Origin of the sequence: Bacillus sp. AF23 (assembly GCF_020861455.1) — a bacterium.
Taxonomy (GTDB): Bacteria; Bacillota; Bacilli; order Bacillales; family Bacillaceae; genus Bacillus; species Bacillus halotolerans.
The window spans coordinates 283,589-305,721 of record NZ_JAJHVY010000027.1 but is presented as its reverse complement, the minus strand read 5'-3'; the positions used below and the strand labels follow the sequence as shown (position 1 = coordinate 305,721).

Genomic DNA, 22,133 nt, shown 5'->3' with positions numbered 1-22,133 from the left:
AGGTGTTTACGATATGAATCAGTTACATCGAAGAATGGGAACGTTTGCCCTTATGATGGTCGGGCTCGGGTCGATGATCGGGTCAGGCTGGTTATTTGGGGCGTGGCGCGCTGCCCAAATTGCGGGGCCTGCTGCCATTATTTCATGGGTTATTGGCATGATCGTTATTTTATTTATTGCTCTTTCTTACAGTGAATTAGGTTCTATGTTCCCTGAGGCAGGGGGAATGGTGAAATATACGCAATATTCACACGGTTCGTTTATCGGATTTATTGCAGGGTGGGCCAACTGGATTGCAATTGTATCCGTTATTCCTGTTGAAGCTGTGGCCTCTGTTCAATATATGAGTTCGTGGCCATGGGAATGGGCGAAATGGACAAGCGGTTTGGTGAAAAACGGAACGCTGACAGGAGAAGGATTGGTGTTCGCTTCTGTTTTGCTTCTGATTTATTTTCTGCTGAACTACTGGACAGTCAATTTGTTTTCGAAAGCGAATTCATTAATTACGATTTTTAAAATCATTATTCCAGGACTGACAATTGGCGCTTTGCTCTTTGTCGGATTTCATGGAGAAAACTTTACAGCGGGCCAAAGCATTGCACCGAATGGCTGGGCAAGTGTTCTGACTGCGGTTGCGACTTCAGGTATCGTGTTTGCGTTTAACGGATTTCAAAGCCCGATCAATATGGCGGGAGAAGCCAAAAATCCCGGGAAATCGATCCCGATTGCGGTTGTCGGTTCTCTGTTAGTTGCGACAGTCATTTATGTGCTGCTGCAGATTGCTTTCATCGGAGCGGTGAATCCGTCTGATATCGCTCACGGCTGGAGCCATCTTAATTTTAATTCTCCTTTTGCTGATTTGGCGATTGCATTAAATATTAACTGGCTTGTCATCGTATTATATGCGGATGCTTTTGTGTCACCTTCCGGAACAGGTATTACGTATACGGCGACGACTTCCCGCATGATTTACGGAATGGAGAAGAACAAATACATGCCGGGCGTGTTTGGCAAGCTTCATCCGATTTACGGAGTTCCGCGCCAAGCGATGTTTTTTAACTTGATTGTTTCGTTTATCTTTTTGTTCCTGTTCAGAGGGTGGGGTGTGTTAGCGGAAATTATTTCTGTAGCCACGTTAATTTCTTATATCACAGGCCCGGTTACAGTGATGACATTGAGACGGACAGGGAAGGATTTGTACAGGCCTCTTCGATTAAAAGGCTTAAGCGTGATTGCGCCGCTTGGATTTATCTTTGCGTCGCTCGTGCTGTATTGGGCGCGCTGGCCGTTAACAGGGCAGGTTCTGTTTATTATTTTGATCGGACTTCCGATTTATTTCTATTACCAGGCCAAGGCGAAATGGAAAGGATTTGGCCAAAACGTTAAAGGTGGCATATGGATGGTGTTTTACCTGCTTGTCATGATGATGATTTCCTATTTGGGCAGTGACAAATTCGGCGGTCTGAACGTCATTACGTATGGCTGGGATATGACCTTGATTGCCTTTGTATCGCTCGGTTTCTATGTGTGGGCGCTGAAGAGCGGATTCAAGACAGAGTATTTGAAAGATGCGAAGGAGATTAATAGCCAGCTGATAAGCGCACAGTCAGAAGCTGCTGCAGGAAAAGAATAAAAGAAAACCTTGCGCTGTGGGCGCAAGGTTTTTTCTTTTAATAACCCTTTTTTACTTTGTGGAAAAGGTCAGGATAGTTGGTGAACACTCCTGTCACTCCCCAGTCCAGCAGGCGGCGCATATCTGATTCTGTATTGACTGTGTAAGGATGCAAAAGCAGACCGTGGCTGCGGATCATGCGGACATTTTCTGCATTCAACGCTTTATAATCCGGACCTGCGCCGACAGCGTAGGTTTTGATTTCTTCCAAATCAGCATCTGTCATTGAAGCTATTTGCTTTGCTTCCATCAATTGAACAGTCGGCAGGTTAGGCTGTAATTGATGAATTTTTAACAGGCTTTCTTTGCTGAACGATTGGATGATCACTTGGCCGCGCTTTGAATGCTTGCTTAGCAGTTTATGCTTCTGTAAGGAAGCGATCAGTTTTTCCTCCATGCCTGGATAGGTGTCAGGCGATTTTGTTTCAATGTAATAGTTCGCATGTTTGCCAAAACGGTTTAATACCTCTTCTAATGTAGGAACTTTAAGGCCGGCGTACTGCGGCTTCGCTTTTGCCGGGTAAGCTTCATTAAACCAAGAGCCAGCATCAAGTTTCTTAATCTCCGCGAGCGTATGATCCTTCACCCAGCCCGTGCCGTTTGTGGTGCGGTCCAGTTTTTCATCGTGCATAACAATGAGTTGCCCGTCTTTTGTCATCTGTAAATCCAACTCAATATAATCGGCTTTCATTTTCTGAGCGGTTTCGTAAGACAGGATCGTGTGCTCAGGCACATATCCGGAAGCCCCTCTGTGCGCGACTGTCAGGATACGGTCAGGAGACAGCAGGTTTCCTTTTGAGGCTGCTGAAACTGGTGTAACCATAAACGACAGCAAACCAAAAGATAGCAGAACCAAAGCTAGTAATCTATTTTTTCTCATCTTTTCTTCCTCCTTATGAACAAGCAGTAACAGCTTTTATGTTAGAAAACAGATGTAAATGGCATGTTGGAAAAATATTAATCTTTTATAATCTTTTCTTAAACATGCTCCGCCCGTTTTCCCGTATTCCATGTCAAAGCCAAGAACACGATGGCCAGTATACAAGATGAGATCAGCATGATGAAGCCGCCGTTCCAATCAAATCGGTCAACGACAAATCCCATAATCGCGTTTGCGAAAGCAGACCCGCCGATGTATCCGAAAAACCCGGTCAAACCAGCTGCAGTTCCGGCTGCTTTTTTCGGAGCAAGATCAATGGCTTGCAGGCCGATGAGCATCACAGGTCCATAGATTAAGAAGCCAATGCTGATCAGAGCGATGTTGTCTACCAGCGGATGGCCGGCCGGATTCAGCCAGTACACCAATACGGCAATGAAAACACCTGCCATAAACAGAACGCCTGCCGGTGCGCGGCGGCTCTTAAAGAAGCGGTCGCTGATCCAGCCGCACAGGATCGTTCCCGGTATGCCGGCGTATTCGTAAAGGAAATACGACCACCGGGAGTCTTCAGGGGAGAACCCTTTGGCTTCTGTTAAGTAAGTAGGCGCCCAGTCCACTACGCCGTATCGCACAAAGTAAACAAATACGTTTGCAAATGCGATGTACCAAAGAAACTTATTATTAAGTACATATTGAAAAAGGATTTCTTTTGTCGTTAATTCTTTTTCTTGATCTTTGAAAGCGTTTGTTGGATAGTCGTTCCGGTACTCTTCAATTGGCGGAAGCCCGCAAGATTGAGGGGTATCCCGCACCAAAAGGACAATTAAAAATGAAATCAGAATCGCAATAATGGCAGGGAAGAAAAACACGCTTTTCCAAGTGACAAACATCGCAATTCCAAGAGTGACAAGCGGAGCCAGGATCCCGCCGCCAATGTTGTGAGCGACATTCCAAATCGACATCTTCGTGCCGCGTTCACTAATAGAAAACCAATGGGCCATCGTTCTGCCGCATGGAGGCCAGCCCATTCCTTGGAACCATCCATTGATAAACATAAAAATAAACATGATGGTGACGCTCGAAGTTACCCAGGGCATAGAAACAAAAAGAATATTTACAATTGCAGATAGAAATAAGCCTGTCGCGAGAAAATACCTCGGATTACAGCGGTCGGACACCATGCCCATAATAAATTTGCTAAAGCCGTACGCAATGGATACGGCGGCCAGCACCAATCCAAGCTCGGTTTTTGAAAACCCTTGTTCCTGCAGATAAGGAATGGCAAAAGCAAAGTTTTTCCGCAGCAGGTAATAGCCTGCATAGCCGATAAAAATACCTAAGAATACTTGCAGCCTGAGCCGCTTATAAGCCGCATCCGTCTTTGAATCATCCAGTCTCTCAATGTGCGGAGCCGGTTTAAATAAATGAAACATCAAATCATCCCCTTTGCTGTTTGTGTTGGATGTGTGGCGTGCCCTCCTTTCTGAAAAACAAAAAGAGCCAGAAAACACCCCCTTATTAAAAGGGGTGGAATTCCTGGCTCTCCTCATCTCCATCCAAGCTATTAACTTATAATGATAGCGCTTTCTTAAATTATCATAGTCTGGAGTGAATGTAAACGGGTAATTTTAAATTGTGTAAAAAAGTAAATGTTATCCTTTTGGTAGTTATGTTTTTTTACAAGTAACATAAAAATCTGGGGGGGGAGGCTGTTGCAGGTGGATAAATTAGATATCGCATTCGGCATTTTACCGTTAGCAATTATTGTGTTATCGGTCGCCGGGACTTATGTTTGTAAAAATGTATATATGATGCCGTTAGTTAGTTTGATCATTTCTCTCGTGCTTACGTTTACGGTTTTCAATCAATCTTTTTTGGGATGGGTCGTTGTCTATAGCTTGTTTTCGCTGATTTTATCGTATATTACATTGATGGTGCTGAGAAAGAGGAAGGCATCTGGAAAATGAAATCTCGTCCCGCTTTTTTGATATATCGTTGACTATGGCAACTATATATGATTATAATTGCTTTAATCAACGATATCAGAAAGTGGGGAGAAGTTTGAAAACCAATGAATCAGCAACAGGCTTAAAATTCAGAAAGTTCAATCGGTTTTACACGAATGTTCTTGGCTTCCTTAACGAACACATTTATGACAGCCCGTTTTCCTTAACGGAGACACGGATTTTATTTGAGATTTACAATACGCCAAATTGTACGGCGAAAGATCTTCAGGATAAGCTGGGGCTTGACCGGGGATATGTCAGCAGGATGCTGAAACAGTTTGAAAAAGAAGATTTGATTTATAAAGAGAAGAGCAAAGCCGATGCCCGCCATCATTATATATATGTGACGGAAACGGGGGAAGCCATTTATAAAAAGCTTGAGAAGAAAGCAAATGAACAGGTTGAGCTGATGCTGAAGGAAATCGATGAGGAAGAGCAGCACAAGCTTGCGACGGCTATGGAGGAGATTGAAGCCATATTGTCACAGTCGCTCTCATCCAGGTCATCAGGCATTTCAGTAAGAGATTATTATCTTTCGGATGATATTCACCTTCTCATTGAAAAGCAAAGGCAATTTTATGCAGAGACTCATGGCTGGGATGATACATTTTCAGCTTATCTCCATGAGACATTTGACGCGGAAATTGAAAAGATATGGATCGCGGAAAGCGGCGGAAAATTTGCAGGCTGTGTGGGATTGGTCAAACAAGATAAAAAGACGGTGCAGCTGAGATGGTTCTTGGTTGATGCCGCGTTTCGAGGCAGAGGGCTGGGCACGCAACTGCTTGAGCATCTCGTTACATATAGCAGAGAGATGAAGTTTGAACGGATTTTTCTTTGGACAGTGAGCAGTATGGCTGAAGCCCGTCCGCTTTACGAGAAATTTGGATTCAGACTGAGTGAAGTGAAAGAAGAAACGCCATTATGGGGACAGCATCTGACAGAAGAACGATGGGATTTAGAGCTGTCATGAAAAGACTCCACTATGCTTGGATCATCGTTTTTATCACCTTTTTGATTTTATTGGCCGTACAAGGTGTGCGCCTGTCGTTTGGTGCGTTTGTCGAGCCTTGGGAGCGGGAGTTTTCGCTGGATAGGGGCACCATCTCGCTGATTTCAACGCTGAGCTTTATCGTTTACGGGATATCCCAGCCTGTGATCGGGCGGCTTGTGGACAGATGGGGCGCACGGGCGGTTTTATCATGGAGCACGTTACTGACCGGGATCAGCATTTTCTCGACATGTTTTATCACTTCACCGTGGCAGCTTTTTCTGCTTTACGGGTTGGGGGTGTCACTCGGAGTTGGCGGAGCGTCGAATGTAGCAACAAGTGTGCTGGTGGTGAATTGGTTCAGCAAAAAGCGCGGCCTTGCCTTTGGGATCATGGAAGCGGGCTTTGGAGCGGGACAAATGCTGCTGGTTCCCGGCTCGCTTATGCTGATCCATTGGTTTAGCTGGAAGCTGACGGTTGTGGTATTGGGGTTGCTGTTAATGGTCGTTGTCCTTCCGGCAGCCCTTTTATTGCTGCGAAATCATCCTTCAGAAAAAAATGAAGAGCCGATCGGCGGGGCTGCTGAGGAGGAGTCAGAATCAGGATCAAAAACCAAAGCAGGCTCAGTAACCGCGATGTTTCGTATGAGACAGTTTTGGCTGTTGGTCCTTCCGTTTTTAATCTGCGGCTTTACGACCGTCGGGCTGATGGATACCCATTTGATTCCCTTTTCTCATGATCACGGTTTTTCTACGACTGTTACGAGCGCCGCTGTCAGTCTGCTGGCCGGTTTTAATATCGCTGGTATCTTACTGTCCGGAATCATAGCGGATCGGTGGAGCAGCCGGAAAATCCTCTGTTTTTTATATGCGGTGCGCGCGCTGTCGATTGTGATTCTGATTTACAGCCACGAACCCTACCTGCTTTTAGGCTTTGCGGTTCTGTTTGGATTAGTGGACTTTGCAACGGTAGCGCCGACGCAAATGCTTGCCACCCAGTACTTTCAAAATTACTCGATCGGCCTCATGATCGGCTGGCTGTCACTTGCCCATCAGATCGGCTCTGCCCTCGGAGCATATGTGCCCGGCGTCATTTATACCGTAACAGGTGAGTATACGCTGGCTTTTTATTTATCGATTGGAATGCTTGTGCTTGCAAGCGTGATGAACGTGATGCTGAGGGAGCCTGCGGCGATGAATCGTGACAGTGCGGCTGTGATGGAGAAGGTGTAAGTGAGAAAAAGCATCTCTGGAGAGGATTATTCAGAGATGCTTTTTTTGTATTTTTGTTCTAATGCGAAGTCGATCATACCGACAATGCGGGTGTTTTCGGCTTTTTGTTTGAAGTTTTGGGAGATTTGAATGGCTTTTGCGTTTTTAAAACAAGAGGCTAGCCAAATAAAACCGACAATAACAAAAAATAGTCTGGCAAATAAACTCCATTCACGTGGTAATTCATTCGTTGTAAAATATAAAAATAGAGTTACTAATGTGCCGTAGATTACTGTTTTTATACTATGTATAAGAGTCAGCTGGGGCTCGCTAAATAATACTTTTAGCTGATTCAGCATGATAGAATCCTGTTTGTTTAGAAAAGCCAAGATTTCTTTATCATTTTCCTTGTACTGTGTAATTGTTTCGGCTGTTTTTACAGTTTCTTTAAATGTTTGTTGATTTAGTGTCATCCAGTATCCTCCTTAAAAGTAAAGCACTACATGAGAAATGATATAGACCCATGTAGTGCTGATATATTATTTATTTGCAGAAGGGAATAAAGCTAAAAACGCACTTATAAAAGCTACGGCTCCTCCTACTGCTAAGGTTTCAGGTATAGCTGTTATCAAGACAGCAACTCCTAATACAGCAGCTGCTCCAAATGTTATATGAGAAAGAATAGATTCCCAATCTGGTGAGTATACTTCCTCAGTATCTGGTAATCTAAAGTGCTTCTGTTTTATTTTAAACGTAATCGTAGTCGTAAGTCCAGTTGTAGCACTGTCACCTACTGGAATATCAGGCGTATAGATTTTAAATTGAATATTTAATGATTGAGCTGTCGGGTTCACATAAATTTCTAAAAATCCATTACGTACTGACAAGCTGAGACTGTTTAAAAGGTTTTGATAAGAATCAATTTGTGACGCAGTGAGAGACGTTTGGGTATCGCCCAATAAACCCGTGATATAGGCACCTGGTTTACCATTTGTAATGGTAATTGTGTTTGGTGAGCCTTCACTTGGTATGGTTGCCAGAAGTGATGTGGATAGAATAATATCCAACTCTGGTGATGTGAAAATGGTTTCTGTCGTATCAAATTCAAACATCGCGTTTGCGAGACCTGATAGATTTTCTAAAGCTGGAATGGTAGATAAAATGTCTGTCAGTGTACGCAGTCTTGCATCATATACCGGATCAGACGGTGGATTTACATGGCTTACTCCAGAGTCTTTTCCTGAAAAGCCGTCTTTATCAATCCCGATGCTTCCAGAACCGCTTCCGATTGTTCCTTCATAAAATTGATCAAAGGCCCAGTTATTTGGCATCGGATAGCCGAGATTGCCGCTGAAGCCAGTTGACATATTTGCCACAAAACTATACTTTGTGAGTCCTGCTTCTTGGGTTCGGATACAAATATTTCTTGGTCCGTATACGCCTATTTCGTATTTAGGCGCAGTAGAAAATGTCTGCATTTTCGCAAAAGCTGACTTGATTTCCTGGAAATAAGGAATAATCTTATCTGTTACTTCATAATCGTAGGCATCAAAATCGACAGCAAAATAAATGGTCGTGCCTGACGGGAAACCTAATCTTCGAGCCGCTGAAGCAGCACTGTACGCATCTCTTGTGCCTTGGTCTTTTACAAAATAAGAAGATTGATAGCCGCCGTCTTGATAAATCGGAAAGACCTTTAATCCGGCATCAAAAATAACTGCAAGTTCTTCAGACGTCAGGGCTTTTGATGTGAGCCCATTGCTTGTCCGCACATTTCCGGTCAAATATCTGCCAACTGTTTTATAACCGTTATTCCGCAGTGTTTGAGCTTTTTCTGCAGTTATAATCGTAGCGGTATCACAAGCTGAAGCGGCGCGTGTTGTGTCTCCTGAGCTTGATAATAAAGCTTTAATGGTCGGCATATCTGCATAACCTGTTTGCGGCAGGCACATGAACTTTTGAAATGCTTTAACGGCTGAAACAACACCGACGCCATATTTGCCGTCAAACTCACCAGGGTCGAATGATTTTCCGTTGCAATAAAGGGCGTACTGAACAATTAAAATAAAGCCTGTTCTTGAATCACCGGGAGTTAAAGTAGGGCATAAGCTTGTTGTGCCGTTTCCGAAAAATCCATTGGCGACACTTGTGCTCATACCTTCTTCTTTTTGCAAAGCATAAATAAGGGCCTTGTTGGTATCGCGGGCATACAGTCCGTCACAAGGCATTAAACCGATATAGTCATTGTAGTCCCGGTTTAAGTTTTGTTGAATCTGACGGATCCTTGAATCGCCCCCAGACACTAGCTTAAAAGCGCTCATGTCCAATAAGGCTTTCATAATCAAGGTGGTGACAATTCCGTCCTGAGTTGTCAGTCCTGCAGCTTTCTGAAACTCCTTCACCGCATTTTCTGTTTTTTCGTAAAAGACGCCTGTAAAACCGCCGGGATTAAAGCCTTTGCACCATAAAGCCCCCTGTAAAATAAAATTCATGTTGCTTGGTTTTGAATCTGGAGCTTGGCGTTTAAGAGGCTTAAATAAGCGCTGTGTTGTCGGCCCGAAGTTATCAGCTGGCTCTGAGATACCTAGTTCAATTTGAAGCGCCCGAGTCAGACCGTAGATCGTATCCCACCCAGTTTTCCCGCTTTCTTCTACTGGGTTATACCCATGTTTGCCCCTGTACGTCTCATTCAGCCACTGCTGTGTGATTAAAACCATTTCATCCATTTCGATTCCTCCTTCTTTAGATCGCGTTCATTTATAGGTGGCAAACGTAGGACGAGTTTAAAAAAGGATGCCAATACGGCATCTTTAAAACCCGTTCCTCTTTCCATTTCGCTTTCAGCTCTGAAAAGTAGAGTCCTAGTGTAAGCGCCCCTCCAGAAGAGCAATCCGTGTCATTTTTTCCTGCAGAATCAAGATAGAAGAGATGATTGTGATAATCGGCATCATGTAATTATAAGCGCTAAAAGGAGAAAGCAGATGGTTTTCATTACCTGCTACTAAACTTATGTTTCGCCATTAGCCAATGGCATTTCTCAGGGAGGATTGGGAGACATTTGAGGATTCAATAGGCGTCAGTACTCATCCAGTTCCCGCATAGCAAAGGAACCGCTTTATGAGGCAGGATTACAGGGGTTACTCCATTTTTCAGCGCTTATGCCATTGGCGGGTGGTTTGCGGGGAAAGCGGATTGACACCATTTGAAGGAGAGTGAGATGATTGATGAAAAAATGGAGGTGAGATGAGAGATGCAGCCAGAAGATATTGTCCGAAGCGGTCCGAATCAATACATATGCAAACAAGGAATTGTAAAAGAGCTGCCGGCATTTGTGAAGGAATGGAAGCATCCTGTTGTTGTAACGGGCATCAAGTCGTATGAGGCGTTTCAAACGTATGCTGCGATTCCGCCAGAGTGGAGAGTGATTCAGCATAAAGGGTACAGCTCGCCTGAAGCAATAAGGGAGATTGCGGAACAAGCGGCATCTGCTGATCTCATTATCGGGATTGGCGGCGGAACAGTGTTAGACACGGCAAAAGCTGTTGCAGATCATATGGATATCGAAGTCATAACTGTTCCGACAATCCCTGGAACTTGCGCGGCAAGCACGCCGCTGAGCGTGATCTATGATCAAGAAGGCAACTTTATCCGAGTCGATTATCATAAACGTTCCAGCTATTTGACACTCGTTGATCCGTTATTGCTGCTTTCTTCTCCTATCGAATATGTCAAAAGCGGAATTGGCGACACGCTTGCGAAGTGGTATGAAGCGGAAGCCATTATCAGAAATACGAAGGAGCCTGTTTCATTAATGGTCGAAGCAGGGCTTAGGCAGTCTGTCTATATTCGTGATCTTTTGCTGCAGGAAAGCCTTAAGGCTGTTGAAAGCCTTGAGAGAGAGGAAGCCTCGGCTTCTTTCACAGCTGTAGCAGAAACCATTATTACATTGGCAGGAACTGTAGGCGGTTATGCCGGACGCTTCGGCAGGATGGCGGGTGCCCATGCGGTTCACAACGGTCTGAGTTTTATCCCGGAAACCCATCATGTACTGCATGGACAAAAGGTGGCGTACGGCATACTGATTCAGCTTGCGCTTGAGAAGAGAAATCAGGAAATTGAAGAGCTGATTCCGTTTTATCAGCAGCTTGGCTTCCCAGTGAAACTGAGTGATTTAGGCATCCATAAGGATCAAGAGCAAGCGAAGAAAGTCATTGCGGCTCATGCGTGCAAGCCGGAAGAATCGTTATGTTTGATGGGTTCTTTTTGTGAAGCGGATGTTGTGGCGGCAATTAATGTATTGGAATCATAGGCTAAAATAAGGGTTTTCTTATTTTAGCTTTTTTATTGCGAAATTTATTTTTTGAATATTTCAGTTATAATGGTTTTTGAACAGATAGGAGGGGCAAAGATGTATCAATCAAAGAAGGTTTTGTTGTTAGGCTCAGGTGAACTGGGGAAAGAGGTTGTGATTGAAGCCCAGCGTCTCGGGGTAGAGACGGTGGCGGTAGACAGCTACGAGCATGCTCCGGCGATGCAGGTGGCGCATAAAAGCTATGTCACTGACATGCTGGATCGTGAGCAGATCAGACACATTATTGAGAAAGAAAAACCTGATTTGATTGTGCCTGAGGTTGAGGCAATCGCGACGGATGAATTGCTGAAGCTTGAAGAGGAAGGATTTCACGTTGTCCCAAATGCGCGTGCAGCAAAGCTGACGATGGATCGGGAAGGCATCAGGCGGCTTGCAGCAGAAACGCTCGGGCTTGCGACGGCAGGCTATGAATTTGCGAATACATATGAAGAATTTGTACAGGCGGCAGCTCATATCGGCTTTCCTTGTGTCGTCAAACCGTTGATGAGTTCCTCAGGAAAAGGCCAAAGCGTATGCCGCTCTGAAGCGGATTTGGAGAGCTGCTGGGAGACGGCGATGGAAGGCGGACGAGTGAAGAACGGACGCGTGATCGTCGAGGAATTTATCCCGTTTGAATCAGAGATTACACTCTTAACTGTGCGTGCAGTGAACGGTACGGTATTTTGTGCGCCGATCGGCCATGAGCAAAAGGATGGAGACTATATCGAATCATGGCAGCCTCATCATATGACAGAGCAGCAAATTGAAGAGGCGAAGCATATTGCGAAAGCCATTACGGATGAGCTTGGCGGGTACGGTCTGTTTGGTGTTGAGCTTTTCCTTGCGAAAGACAAGGTGTATTTCAGTGAGGTGTCTCCTCGACCGCATGATACAGGTCTTGTGACGCTGGTGACGCAAAATTTGTCGGAATTCGCGCTGCATGTCCGGGCGATACTCGGCTTTCCGATTACAGAAATCACACAGCTATCTTCAGGCGCCAGCCGGCCCCTCAAAGCACCGGAAGAGTCAGCGGATTACACTGTTGAAGGTTTGGAAAACGCGCTGGCAGTGCCAAAGACACAAGTGCGCGTGTTTGGAAAGCCGATAACGAAGGTCGGACGCCGTATGGCGGTTGCGCTTTCTGCGGCTGACACTATTGGAAAAGCGCGAGAGAACGCGAAGAAAGCGCTGGATCAACTATCGATTCAATAAACATGAAACAGACGGGCCTTGTCTTGATACATGGCCCGTTTTTTTTTCATCACCGCCAAAAATTGTATCATAAGAATCAAATTCTTGATTATAATGTAAAAGTCTTCCAATGAAATGGCTGGTTGACACAAAAGGAGGGGGATGACTAAAATGAGAGTAGTCTCAAGATTCAGAAAAAAATGCTTTGCAGGGTTTACGATTTTGTGTTTGGCAACGGCAGCGGCGGTATCTTTCGGAACGCCGGCAGAAGCGGCGGAGAACCCGCAAACCTCTGTCTCCAATACGGGAAAGGAAGCTGAAGTCAGCAATAACCAGACATCGAAAGCGGAATTGGTTTCTGATCCTTATGAAGGAACCGGAAAAACAAGCAAAACATTACACGAGCTTATAGAATCAGAAAAAAACATTAAATCCTTAAAGCCTTCAAGTGTAATTGGATCTGATGAACGCGTCAGAATTTCAGGCACTACGTCATTTCCTTACAGAGCAACGGTTCAGCTTTCAATCAAATATCCCAATACCTCAAGCACTTATGGGTGCACAGGCTTTTTAGTGAACCCGAATACTGTGGTAACGGCCGGACATTGTGTGTACAGCCAGGATCACGGGTGGGCTTCTTCGATAACTGCTGCGCCGGGCCGCAATGGTTCATCGTATCCATACGGCACTTATTCCGGCACGATGTTTTACTCCGTTAAAGGATGGACGGAAAGCAAAGATACCAATTATGATTACGGTGCAATTAAACTAAATGGTTCTCCTGGCAACACGGTTGGCTGGTATGGCTATAGAACAACAAACAGCAGCAGCCCCGTCGGCCTCTCTACATCAGTTACAGGATATCCGTGTGACAAGACTTTCGGCACCATGTGGTCTGATACAAAGCCGATTCGCTCTGCGGAAACGTATAAGCTGACCTATACAACTGATACGTACGGCTGCCAAAGCGGCTCGCCTGTTTACCGCAATTATAGTGATACGGGGCAGACGGCCATTGCAATCCATACCAACGGAGGATCGTCATATAACTTGGGAACAAGGGTGACGAATGATGTATTCAACAATATTCAATATTGGGCAAATCAATAAATACGGCAAACTGGCCGTTTTCATTTCTATTTTGTTTTTATGCGGATGCAGCTCTCAGGCGCATTCAGATTCTGCTCAGAAAGAAACAACGATCCCTGTGACCCTTCATGTGGAAGACGATGCCGGGTTACCGATGGAAGGCGTTCAAGTGACGATTGTCAAAGCGCCGGCATCAGATCAGGAGCCGAATACAGAGATCGGTGAGATTCTCGGTTTGACAGACAAAAACGGAGACATCACATGGGATACCGGGAAAAAGGGCGAATACTCCATTGCCTTAACGAAGAATGAAACGTCTGTGACACATCAAGTGTCATTAACAAAGGACAAAAAAGATAAGGTTATTCCATTAGTCTTTAAAGAGTAGACGGTTTTCCTTCAAGTTTAGGAAGAGCGTCTTTTTTTTATTGATCTTCGTATATGATCAAACTATATACTGGAAAATTGTTATATGAGATAATAAGAATGGGTATTTTTTCTTACAAGAAAGGGCAGTCTCCTTTCTCTATATATAAATGAAAGTCGGAGGAAAAAGAAAAAGATGAAACAGGATTTGATGCAGCTTGCCGCGGCTGAAGGCGGTACATGCTTTTACCAGGCTTATGATGAAAGCCTTTCTTTGTGGCCGATTGATTCGGAAGCTTTCTATGTTTCTACTCGTTTCGGAAAAACACATATCATGGCAAGTGGGCCAAAGGACGCACCTTCGCTTGTACTGCTTCACGGGGGGCTCTTCAGCTCTGTCATGTGGTATCCGAATATCGCCGAGTGGAGCGGTCAATATCGTACATATGCAGTCGATATAATAGGAGACAAAAATAAAAGTATACCATCAGCCTCTCTGGATACGAGAGCTGATTGCGCTCACTGGCTGAAAGATGTTTTTGATTCGCTTGGACTGGAGACAGCACATCTGGCCGGATTTTCCCTTGGAGGGCTTCATACAGTGAACTTTCTGCTTGATATGCCTGAAAGAGTGGAACGGGCGGTTGTCATGAGTCCTGCTGAAGCGTTTATATCATTTCATCCGGATGTCTATAAATATGCCGCAGGCCTTAGTGAGCCGAGCGGGGCTGATGCTTACATCAAGTGGCTGACAGCTGACCGCTATCAGCTTCATCCCATGCTGCAAAAGCAGATCAAGGCTGGAGTCAAGTGGCAGGATGAGAAAAGAAGCCTGACACCGAGAGAAAATGGCTTCCCGTACGTGTTCACAGACGCGGAGTTAAAGTCGATCACAGTTCCGATGCTGGTGATGTTCGGTGAGCATGAGGTGATGTACCATCAGCAAATGGCTTTAGAAAGAGCTTCTGTATTGGTTACGGGGATTCAGACGGAAATGGTTAAGAACGCGGGACACCTGTTACCTCTGGAGCAGCCGGATTATGTCAATGAACGTGTTTTGTCATTTTTAGGCGAAAATGAAATTTGCACATAAATTGAAAAGACTGGCATTCATTGTTCAAAAGGTAACAAATGTTGTATAATAATAGAATTTGAGTGCTGCTTTTTTTCTGGCAGTCTATGTTATCATGCTTAATAGAGAGATTTTTCCTGTAACGCTGATTCGATATACAACGTCGTGTTGATATAAGGTTTTTTCAATTGGAGGTTTGGTTACACTGTGAATTATATACCCAGTATGATTACGATAGGAAACTTTATTTGCGGGCTTTTGGCGGTTCATTCCTTAATATTTCACAACATCCATTCAGCAGTGATTTTCATTTTTACCGGCATGTTTCTCGATTTCTTCGATGGAATGGCTGCGCGGAAGCTGAATGCTGTATCTGATATGGGGAAAGAACTGGATTCATTTGCCGATCTGGTTACATTTGGCGTGGCGCCATCCATGCTCGCCTACAGTGTCGCTTTATATGCCCTGCCGTTTATCGGGATACTATGCGCGCTGGCTTACAGTATTTGCGGAATGCTTCGGCTCTCTAAATTTAATGTTGAACAAAGCAAGCTTCCGACGTTTATCGGAATGCCGATTCCATTTGCGGCAATGTGTCTCGTCATTTTATGCTTTGTGAATAACCCGATTTTGCTGGCGCTCGGCACATGCGCGCTGTCTTATTTAATGGTGAGCAAAGTGAAATTTCCTCATTTTAAAAAACACGCAGCAGAAAATCTGGAGTCCGAAAGATGGAATTAGTGCAGCAGCTGATAGCGGATTATGGTTATCTCGCTATTTTTTTGATGCTTGTTCTTGGAATTATTGGATTGCCGATACCCGACGAAGTCATGATGACAATCGTCGGTTATTTTACGCATATTGATGTGCTGAATTATGAACTTGCCATTTTTATCAGCTTTGTCGGAGCCCTGTTAGGGATGATGATCAGCTACATGATCGGCAGAAAGGCCGGGCGTCCGTTTATCGATAAGTATGGCAAATGGGTCGGTTTGAAAGAAAAGAGAATGCTGAAAGTAGAAAAATGGATGAAGAAATACGGACCGTATTCTCTTATATTAGGTTATTTTATTCCAGGCGTCCGGCATGTGACGTGTTATTTTTCGGGAATCGGCAAAATGGAGCTGAAAACGTATATTGCGTATGCAGCGATCGGCGCCTTTTTGTGGTGCTTTATTTTTATTACAATCGGAAGGGTTATAGGGGTTATTCATGTTTAATACAGCTGTAAAGATTCTGTACCGATCATTGATAGAACTGACGAACCATCGATTATCATCCTGCCTGATCAAAGGATTTTGCGAATCGAAATTCAGTAAGCCGGTCATTCCGCTCTTCTCTAAACACTTTCAAATTAACTGGAATGATGTAGACGGAACGGCCGCTGATTACGGTTCGCTTTCGGAATTGTTTATTCGGAATATTAATTTGGAGCGGCGCCCTGTTTCAAAAGAGGCGCATGCTGTGGTCAGCCCCGTTGACGGTGTCGTTCAGACGATAGGGACGATCAACCCGAATCAAACCTTTACGGTAAAGGGCAAAGACTACTCATTTGCTGAATTGACCGGCTGTAAAAGCGCTGATCATCAATACAACGGTGGATATTTCGTCGTGCTGTACTTAAGCCCGCGGCATTACCACCGTTTTCATTCCCCGATCAGCTGCACATATCAAAAGCTGGCTGAACTCGGAAACCGTTCATACCCGGTGAATCAGTTAGGATTAAAATACGGAAAAGATGTACTGTCGAAAAATTATCGAGTTGTTTATGAGTTGAATAGCGGCAATCGAAACGTGCTGATGATTCCTGTCGGCGCGATGAATATTAACTCAATCGTGCAGACCAGCACAGGTGATCAATTGAAGATCGGCGAGGAGCTGGGGTACTTTTCATTTGGTTCAACCGTCATTTTGATCTTTGAAAAAGACGCGTTCCGGCCGTCTGCTGGTGTAACAGAAGGCCAAGAAGTCCAAGTCGGGCAACTGATAGGTTATGGAGAGTAAAGAAGAGGAGCTCGCAAATGGAAGCGGCGCCTCTTTTTTTGAAGAAAGGTGAGAGTGATGGAAAAACAAATCGTCAGCTGGATCACACATTACCAGCAAACCGGAGATGGAGCGGCTCTTCACAAGGTGCAGGAAGCGTGCTGGCCGATTGTGGAAACAGTTCTGCAAGAGGCGGCAACTGATGCAGAGCAAGTGAACGATTTGCGCCAAAAAGGATTGGAGCGGTTTCCATTCATCATCAGCAAATACCAATCGGATGTGCAGCTCCCGATTGAAACGTTTTTGAGAAATACGTATCGGTTTTATTTTCATCAGGCAATGAAAGGCTCTTAAAAAACGGCTTCTATCAGCAGAAGCTTTTTTTTTATAACTGAAAAGGAAACTTTTTCTATAACTATCTCGTAACTACTAGAGAACCTAGCAGAAAAGGAGAGATAGAATTGAAACATAAGTTAGTAAAAATGACTTTGCCGCTGCTGATCGTATGTCTGGCGTTTTCTTCTTTTGCGGCGCCCGCCCGTGCTGCTTCTGAAGAAAAACATTGGGATCGCTGGATTGAACGGAATGCCCATCTGCTGGATTTTTCCGATGCTTCAAACAAAGATCATCGATTTCTGAAGAAAGTGCTGAAAGGAAAACGAATCGTCCAGTTAGGAGAAACCACACATGGCTCAGGTGAGATGAATGCAACAAAGGTCCGCATGATCAAATACCTCCACGAAGAACTGGGATATGATGTACTGGCCTTTGAGTCTGGATTTCCCGAAGCAAATGCATCCTACCTTCACATGGATCAATTAACCCCGAAGAGCATGATGAAACAATCCATTTACCCCGTATGGCACACAGAAGATGTGGTTGAACTGTTTGATTATATGAAAGAGCAAAAAGAGAAAGGTGATCCGCTTATTCTCACTGGATTTGATATTCAAAGCCTGAAGAATTCATTCGACGGTGCTGCGAATCAATGGATAAAGGCGGTGGACCCTGAAAAAGCCGAGCTGCTTTCCCAATCAGAACATGATTTTTTCAGCTTAGTGTCAAACAGCAAAACGGTGGAAGAATTTACGCAAAAGAAAGAAGCGCTTGTGACAAACTACCGGGAGCTTATTAAGTTCGCTGACACACATTCTTCAACGCTAAAAGCGCACCTTCCGAAAGAGCCGAAAGCTTATGAGATCTTTGTGCATTCCCTTCAACTGAGAATTGACGTAATGGAAACATACATGCTGGAAGAAATGAAAGAAAAGCTATTGGATTATCCGGAGAATATGGAGGATTTTTCATTCTTTATGAGAGACCGCATGATGGCTGAACAATTTCAGTGGGTTGCGGAAACGCTTTATCCAAAAAAGAAAATCATCGTCTGGGGTCACAATTACCATCTTCGCAAACAGAATACCAAAATGATAAAGGACTGGGTACAGCTAAACGGACCTAACATGGGTGATTATTTGCCTGAGCGGCTGAAAAAACAGACCTATACCATTGGAATCTATGCTTACTCTGGAGCCAGTCTGGATAGCTCCGATAATAAGACCGTTAATTCGGTAACAAGCCCGCCGCCGGCTGGAAGTCTTGAAGACTTGCTGAAAGCTGCGAACCATCCATCGGTCTTTGTTGATTTTCTCCATACCAAAAAAAGCAAAGGAACTTCTTGGATGTATACGCCGCGTACAGCGCTGTATTGGGGTTTCAAAGAGGAGCAAATGATACTGAAGGAACAATATGACGGTGTCATTTGGCTGGAGCATATCACGCCATCAGTCATTATCAAGTGAGAGATGTCCCCTGTGGTAACAGGGGATTTTTACATATCGCAAAAATAATCAAAACAAGAAAGCTGTGATCCATTAGTCTAAAACAGAAAGGAGATTGAAACGTGAATGTATTATGAAAAAGCTGTCCAGAAAACAATCGATTGGATTGAATCACATTTACATGAACAAATATCACACGAGGATATTGTAAGTGTTTCAGGCTTTTCTAAATTTCATTTTCATCGGATTTTTCGAAAAGAAGTTGGCATGTCGGTTGCTTCTTATATTCGTTTAAGACGTCTTGCGAATGCAGCAGCAGCTTTGCTTTATACAGATGTTCGCATTATCGACATTGCCTTGCATTATCAGTTTGAATCTCAAGAGGCGTTTACTCGGGCATTTAAAAAAATGTATCACATGCCGCCGGGAGCATATCGAACATTTATGAAACGTTTTACTGCAAAAAAGGAGGAATCTTGGATGGAGAAAAAAATGAAGGGCTGGGTATTAAGCGGTAGTCATCCATTTCAATTTGAAATAGGGGTTGATCGAGAAAATGTGCATCAGGGCAAGGCGTCGGGGTATTTAAAATCAACAATGGTGCAGGACATCGGGGAATTTGCGACGATGATGCAGCAATTTAAGGCGGACCGTTATCTCGGGAAAAGATTGCGTCTATCATGTTTTATCAAAACTAAAGGCGTAAAGCATTTCGCATCGCTTTGGATGCGGGTTGACAGTGCGGCTGAAGATGTTCTTCAATTTGATAATATGAGCAACAGGCCAATTACAGGAACAACCAATTGGAATCATTACGCTGTTGTTTTGGATGTTCCTGAAAATAGTGCTGTCATTTCATTCGGCGTTCAGTTATCGGGACCAGGCCAAGTGTGGATGGATCATGTTGTTTTTGAAGAGGTAGATGAGAGCGTTCCTTCAACAAATCTTGAAATGCCGGGAGAGCTTTTAGATGAGCCTGTTAATTTATCGTTTGAGGAAGAATTATAAGTATAGTTATCTGAAAAATACATGTGATTTTATTAGTAAATGAATGGAAAATACTATTGTTTTTCCCCGAACCCGCTCGCCTCCTGGGTTTGTAAGAGTTTGGATATTTTTATCAGTCTGGGCGGATGTGTTCATCTTTGAGATGTTTTCCTGTATGATATAGTAAGAGTGTGCATAACAACTAACTATATCATTGAACAGGGTGTTTATATCATGGAAAAACAATACAGAGTATTACTTTACTATAAATATGTTCCGATTGAAGAGCCGGAGGTGTTTAGAGAGCAGCATCTGGCTTTTTGTAAGGAGCTTGGTTTGTTAGGCCGTATTCTTGTATCAGCTGAAGGAATTAACGGTACGGTATCAGGTACGTTTGAGCAGACTGAACAATATATGCAAGCGATGAAAGCTGATCCTCGTTTTGCGGATATGGTGTTCAAGATTGATGAAGAAGAAAATCATGCGTTCAAGAAAATGTTCGTCCGTCATAAAAAAGAGCTTGTGACGCTTCGCCTTGAGGATGATGTGGATCCGAATGAAACAACAGGAAAGCATTTGAAGCCTAAAGAATTCTTTGAAAAGATGCAGGATCCTGATACAGTCGTCCTTGATGCGCGTAATGATTATGAATATGATCTCGGCCATTTTAGAGGAGCTGTCCGTCCTGACATCGAGGCGTTCCGTGAATTGCCAGAGTGGATCGAAGAAAATAAAGAGATGCTTGAAGGCAAAAAGATTTTGACATACTGCACGGGCGGCGTGCGCTGTGAAAAATTCTCAGGCTGGCTGATGAAACAAGGCTTTGAAGATGTATCACAGCTTGACGGCGGAATCGTCACATACGGAAAAGATCCTGAGGTGCAAGGAAAGCTTTGGGACGGCCAATGCTACGTATTCGATGAAAGAATCAGCGTGCCGGTCAACCGTGTCGAGCATGTCATTGTCGGAAAAGACTACTTTACAGGTGAACCGTGTGAACGGTATGTCAACTGTGCAAATCCATCATGCAATAAGAAAATCATATGCACACCGGAAAATGAATACAAATATATGCGCAGCTGCAGCCACGAATGCCGCACGAACCCAAGAAACTTATATGTACAAGAACACAATATGACTGCGGAAGAAGTTAGCGCCAGACTTGCAGCGATTGAAAAAGAAGAGCACGCTGCTGCTGAATAATATGGAAAGAACACCTCTCATGCAGAGAGGTGTTCTTTTTTTACATGCTTTCCGTTTGTCCGTTTGCGGCGGCCCATTCTTTTTGGCGGAAGGCCTTTTCCCATTTAGAAACCACGATGCAGGCGACCGCGTGTCCCGGTACATTAACACCTGTTCGGGCCATATCCATGATGCGGTCCACGCCTGCAATAATGGCGACGCCTTCGGCAGGCAGCCCCACAGCGTTTGCAGTCGCCAAAAGAACGACAAGGGAGCCCGACGGAACAGCGGCGATGCCTTTGCTGGTCATAACAAGCACAAGCATCATGAGAAGCTGCTGTGACAGCGTCATGTCTACATTGAAGGCCTGTGCCAAAAATATACAGGAAACCGATAAGTATAGGCTTGATCCGTCACAATTCAGCGATAAGCCGGAGGGAACGACAAATGATACCACCCGTTTCGGACAGCCGTATTTCTCCATTCGATCCATAAGCTGAGGAAGAACGGTTTCGGTGCTGGTTGTGGAAAACGCAATCAGAAACAGATCCCATATCATTTTCAGCACTTCAAAATACTTAATGTGAAAGATGAGACCAACAAGCGGAAAGAGGACAAAGAGGATCAGAAACAGACCAAGAAAAACAGTACCGACCAATTTAAACATGGGGAGGAGGAGCTCGATGCCATATTGGCCTACAGAGGCGGCCATTAGGGCAAGCACGCCGATAGGAGCGGTCACCATGACGATTTGCGTCAGTTTAAACATAATCTGAGCGACCGATTCAAAAAAATTCATCACTGGTTCAGAGGCTTTGCCGATGCCAGCGGCGGCAACACCGAATAAAATCGCAAAGAAAATGACAGCGAGTAAATCGTTTCTGGCCATGACATCAATAATGTTTGTCGGGATAATATCGAGGATCATTTGTTTGATATCCACGACTTTCTCTGTATAGCCCGAAAGTTCATGAATATCTTTTTTCGCTAAGTGAGAAAGATCCAGCCCGACGCCCGGTTTTAAGACATTTGCCAATAAAAGTCCCAGGCCCAGCACCAAAGTGGTGATCACTTCAAACCAGATAATGGTCTTTACGCCGAGGCTGCCCATCTTTTTCATACTTCCGCTTCCAGCAGCTCCGATGACAATGGTAGAAAATACAATCGGCACGACAATCATTTTAATCAAGCGGATAAATCCGTCACCGACAGGCCTGAGCGCCATTCCGAAATCAGGAAAAAAGTGGCCGATTACTGCGCCGATAGCCAATGCGATTAAAATTTGAAACGCGATAAATTTTTTCAAATGAATCCCCCTTTAGAATGATATGATGAGGCTTATTCATACCATTCGTGAATCAAATGCAAACC

Annotated in this window: 21 protein-coding genes; 16 read left to right on the top strand and 5 right to left on the bottom strand. The window is 44.3% G+C overall.

Annotated elements, in window-relative coordinates:
- Positions 1 to 13 precede the first annotated feature (13 nt).
- Positions 14 to 1,633, top strand: a complete 1,620-nt coding sequence (locus LNN34_RS15195; protein ID WP_069487429.1) for an APC family permease — start codon at positions 14 to 16, stop codon at positions 1,631 to 1,633.
- Between the two features lie 37 nt (positions 1,634 to 1,670).
- Here the strand turns inward: LNN34_RS15195 and LNN34_RS15190 are convergent, their stop codons facing one another.
- A complete protein-coding gene (locus LNN34_RS15190; RefSeq protein WP_059292065.1) occupies positions 1,671 to 2,552 on the bottom strand; it encodes a glycerophosphodiester phosphodiesterase in 882 nt (293 codons plus the stop codon).
- Positions 2,553 to 2,650: 98 nt separating this feature from the next.
- Entirely contained in the window at positions 2,651 to 3,985 is a 1,335-nt protein-coding gene (gene glpT / locus LNN34_RS15185; RefSeq protein ID WP_101864807.1) for a glycerol-3-phosphate transporter, read from the bottom strand.
- 285 nt (positions 3,986 to 4,270) lie between these two features.
- On the opposite strand from glpT, the gene LNN34_RS15180 reads away from it, so the two are divergent.
- From LNN34_RS15180 to LNN34_RS15170, 3 genes are all read left to right on the top strand, one after another.
- On the top strand, positions 4,271 to 4,519 hold the full coding sequence (locus tag LNN34_RS15180; protein ID WP_059292064.1) for a YbeF family protein: 249 nt from the start codon (positions 4,271 to 4,273) through the stop codon (positions 4,517 to 4,519).
- Positions 4,520 to 4,613: 94 nt separating this feature from the next.
- Positions 4,614 to 5,531: a bifunctional helix-turn-helix transcriptional regulator/GNAT family N-acetyltransferase gene (locus LNN34_RS15175; protein WP_101864806.1), complete on the top strand. Its 918-nt coding sequence runs from the start codon at positions 4,614 to 4,616 to the stop codon at positions 5,529 to 5,531.
- Complete coding sequence (locus LNN34_RS15170; RefSeq protein WP_229043758.1) at positions 5,528 to 6,781, top strand: MFS transporter; 1,254 nt, start codon at positions 5,528 to 5,530, stop codon at positions 6,779 to 6,781. The genes LNN34_RS15175 and LNN34_RS15170 overlap by 4 nt, the downstream gene beginning before the upstream one ends.
- 26 nt (positions 6,782 to 6,807) lie before the next feature.
- On the opposite strand, the gene LNN34_RS15165 is transcribed toward LNN34_RS15170, so the two are convergent.
- Together LNN34_RS15165 and LNN34_RS15160 are read right to left on the bottom strand one after the other, a co-directional pair.
- Positions 6,808 to 7,233: a hypothetical protein gene (locus tag LNN34_RS15165; RefSeq protein WP_229043737.1), complete on the bottom strand. Its 426-nt coding sequence runs from the start codon at positions 7,231 to 7,233 to the stop codon at positions 6,808 to 6,810.
- A gap of 66 nt (positions 7,234 to 7,299) precedes the next feature.
- The gene (locus tag LNN34_RS15160) at positions 7,300 to 9,486 is read right to left on the bottom strand and encodes a glycoside hydrolase domain-containing protein (protein WP_229043736.1); all 2,187 of its coding nucleotides are present in this window, start codon (positions 9,484 to 9,486) and stop codon (positions 7,300 to 7,302) included.
- Positions 9,487 to 10,010: 524 nt separating this feature from the next.
- Between LNN34_RS15160 and LNN34_RS15150 the strand changes: the two genes are divergently transcribed.
- The 12 genes from LNN34_RS15150 (at position 10,011) to LNN34_RS15095 (ending at position 20,783) form a co-directional block, all read left to right on the top strand.
- Positions 10,011 to 11,069, top strand: coding sequence for an iron-containing alcohol dehydrogenase family protein (locus LNN34_RS15150; protein ID WP_215510901.1), 1,059 nt, complete (start codon positions 10,011 to 10,013; stop codon positions 11,067 to 11,069).
- Between the two features lie 99 nt (positions 11,070 to 11,168).
- The gene (gene purT, locus LNN34_RS15145) at positions 11,169 to 12,323 is read left to right on the top strand and encodes a phosphoribosylglycinamide formyltransferase 2 (RefSeq protein ID WP_229043735.1); all 1,155 of its coding nucleotides are present in this window, start codon (positions 11,169 to 11,171) and stop codon (positions 12,321 to 12,323) included.
- A 150-nt stretch (positions 12,324 to 12,473) separates the two neighbouring features.
- The gene (locus LNN34_RS15140) at positions 12,474 to 13,412 is read left to right on the top strand and encodes a trypsin-like serine peptidase (protein WP_059292057.1); all 939 of its coding nucleotides are present in this window, start codon (positions 12,474 to 12,476) and stop codon (positions 13,410 to 13,412) included.
- Positions 13,375 to 13,779, top strand: a complete 405-nt coding sequence (locus LNN34_RS15135) for a DUF2606 family protein (protein ID WP_044162119.1) — start codon at positions 13,375 to 13,377, stop codon at positions 13,777 to 13,779. The genes LNN34_RS15140 and LNN34_RS15135 overlap by 38 nt, the downstream gene beginning before the upstream one ends.
- 174 nt (positions 13,780 to 13,953) lie before the next feature.
- Complete coding sequence (locus tag LNN34_RS15130) at positions 13,954 to 14,850, top strand: alpha/beta fold hydrolase (RefSeq protein WP_229043734.1); 897 nt, start codon at positions 13,954 to 13,956, stop codon at positions 14,848 to 14,850.
- Between the two features lie 186 nt (positions 14,851 to 15,036).
- A complete protein-coding gene (pssA, locus tag LNN34_RS15125; protein WP_044162117.1) occupies positions 15,037 to 15,570 on the top strand; it encodes a CDP-diacylglycerol--serine O-phosphatidyltransferase in 534 nt (177 codons plus the stop codon).
- Positions 15,561 to 16,049 carry a DedA family protein gene (locus LNN34_RS15120; RefSeq protein WP_044162116.1) on the top strand — a complete coding sequence of 163 codons (489 nt, stop codon included), beginning with the start codon at positions 15,561 to 15,563 and terminating at the stop codon, positions 16,047 to 16,049. The genes pssA and LNN34_RS15120 overlap by 10 nt, the downstream gene beginning before the upstream one ends.
- Positions 16,042 to 16,833: a phosphatidylserine decarboxylase gene (locus tag LNN34_RS15115; protein WP_044162115.1), complete on the top strand. Its 792-nt coding sequence runs from the start codon at positions 16,042 to 16,044 to the stop codon at positions 16,831 to 16,833. The genes LNN34_RS15120 and LNN34_RS15115 overlap by 8 nt, the downstream gene beginning before the upstream one ends.
- Positions 16,834 to 16,890: 57 nt before the next feature.
- Positions 16,891 to 17,166, top strand: coding sequence for a hypothetical protein (locus LNN34_RS15110; protein ID WP_059353028.1), 276 nt, complete (start codon positions 16,891 to 16,893; stop codon positions 17,164 to 17,166).
- 128 nt (positions 17,167 to 17,294) lie between these two features.
- A complete protein-coding gene (locus LNN34_RS15105) occupies positions 17,295 to 18,614 on the top strand; it encodes an erythromycin esterase family protein (RefSeq protein WP_416378575.1) in 1,320 nt (439 codons plus the stop codon).
- A gap of 105 nt (positions 18,615 to 18,719) precedes the next feature.
- On the top strand, positions 18,720 to 19,601 hold the full coding sequence (locus LNN34_RS15100) for a helix-turn-helix transcriptional regulator (RefSeq protein ID WP_229043732.1): 882 nt from the start codon (positions 18,720 to 18,722) through the stop codon (positions 19,599 to 19,601).
- Between the two features lie 213 nt (positions 19,602 to 19,814).
- Positions 19,815 to 20,783 carry a rhodanese-related sulfurtransferase gene (locus LNN34_RS15095; protein ID WP_024120071.1) on the top strand — a complete coding sequence of 323 codons (969 nt, stop codon included), beginning with the start codon at positions 19,815 to 19,817 and terminating at the stop codon, positions 20,781 to 20,783.
- A 40-nt stretch (positions 20,784 to 20,823) separates the two neighbouring features.
- On the opposite strand, the gene gltP is transcribed toward LNN34_RS15095, so the two are convergent.
- Positions 20,824 to 22,068, bottom strand: a complete 1,245-nt coding sequence (gltP, locus tag LNN34_RS15090) for a glutamate-aspartate/proton symporter GltP (protein ID WP_024120072.1) — start codon at positions 22,066 to 22,068, stop codon at positions 20,824 to 20,826.
- Positions 22,069 to 22,133: the final 65 nt, after the last annotated feature.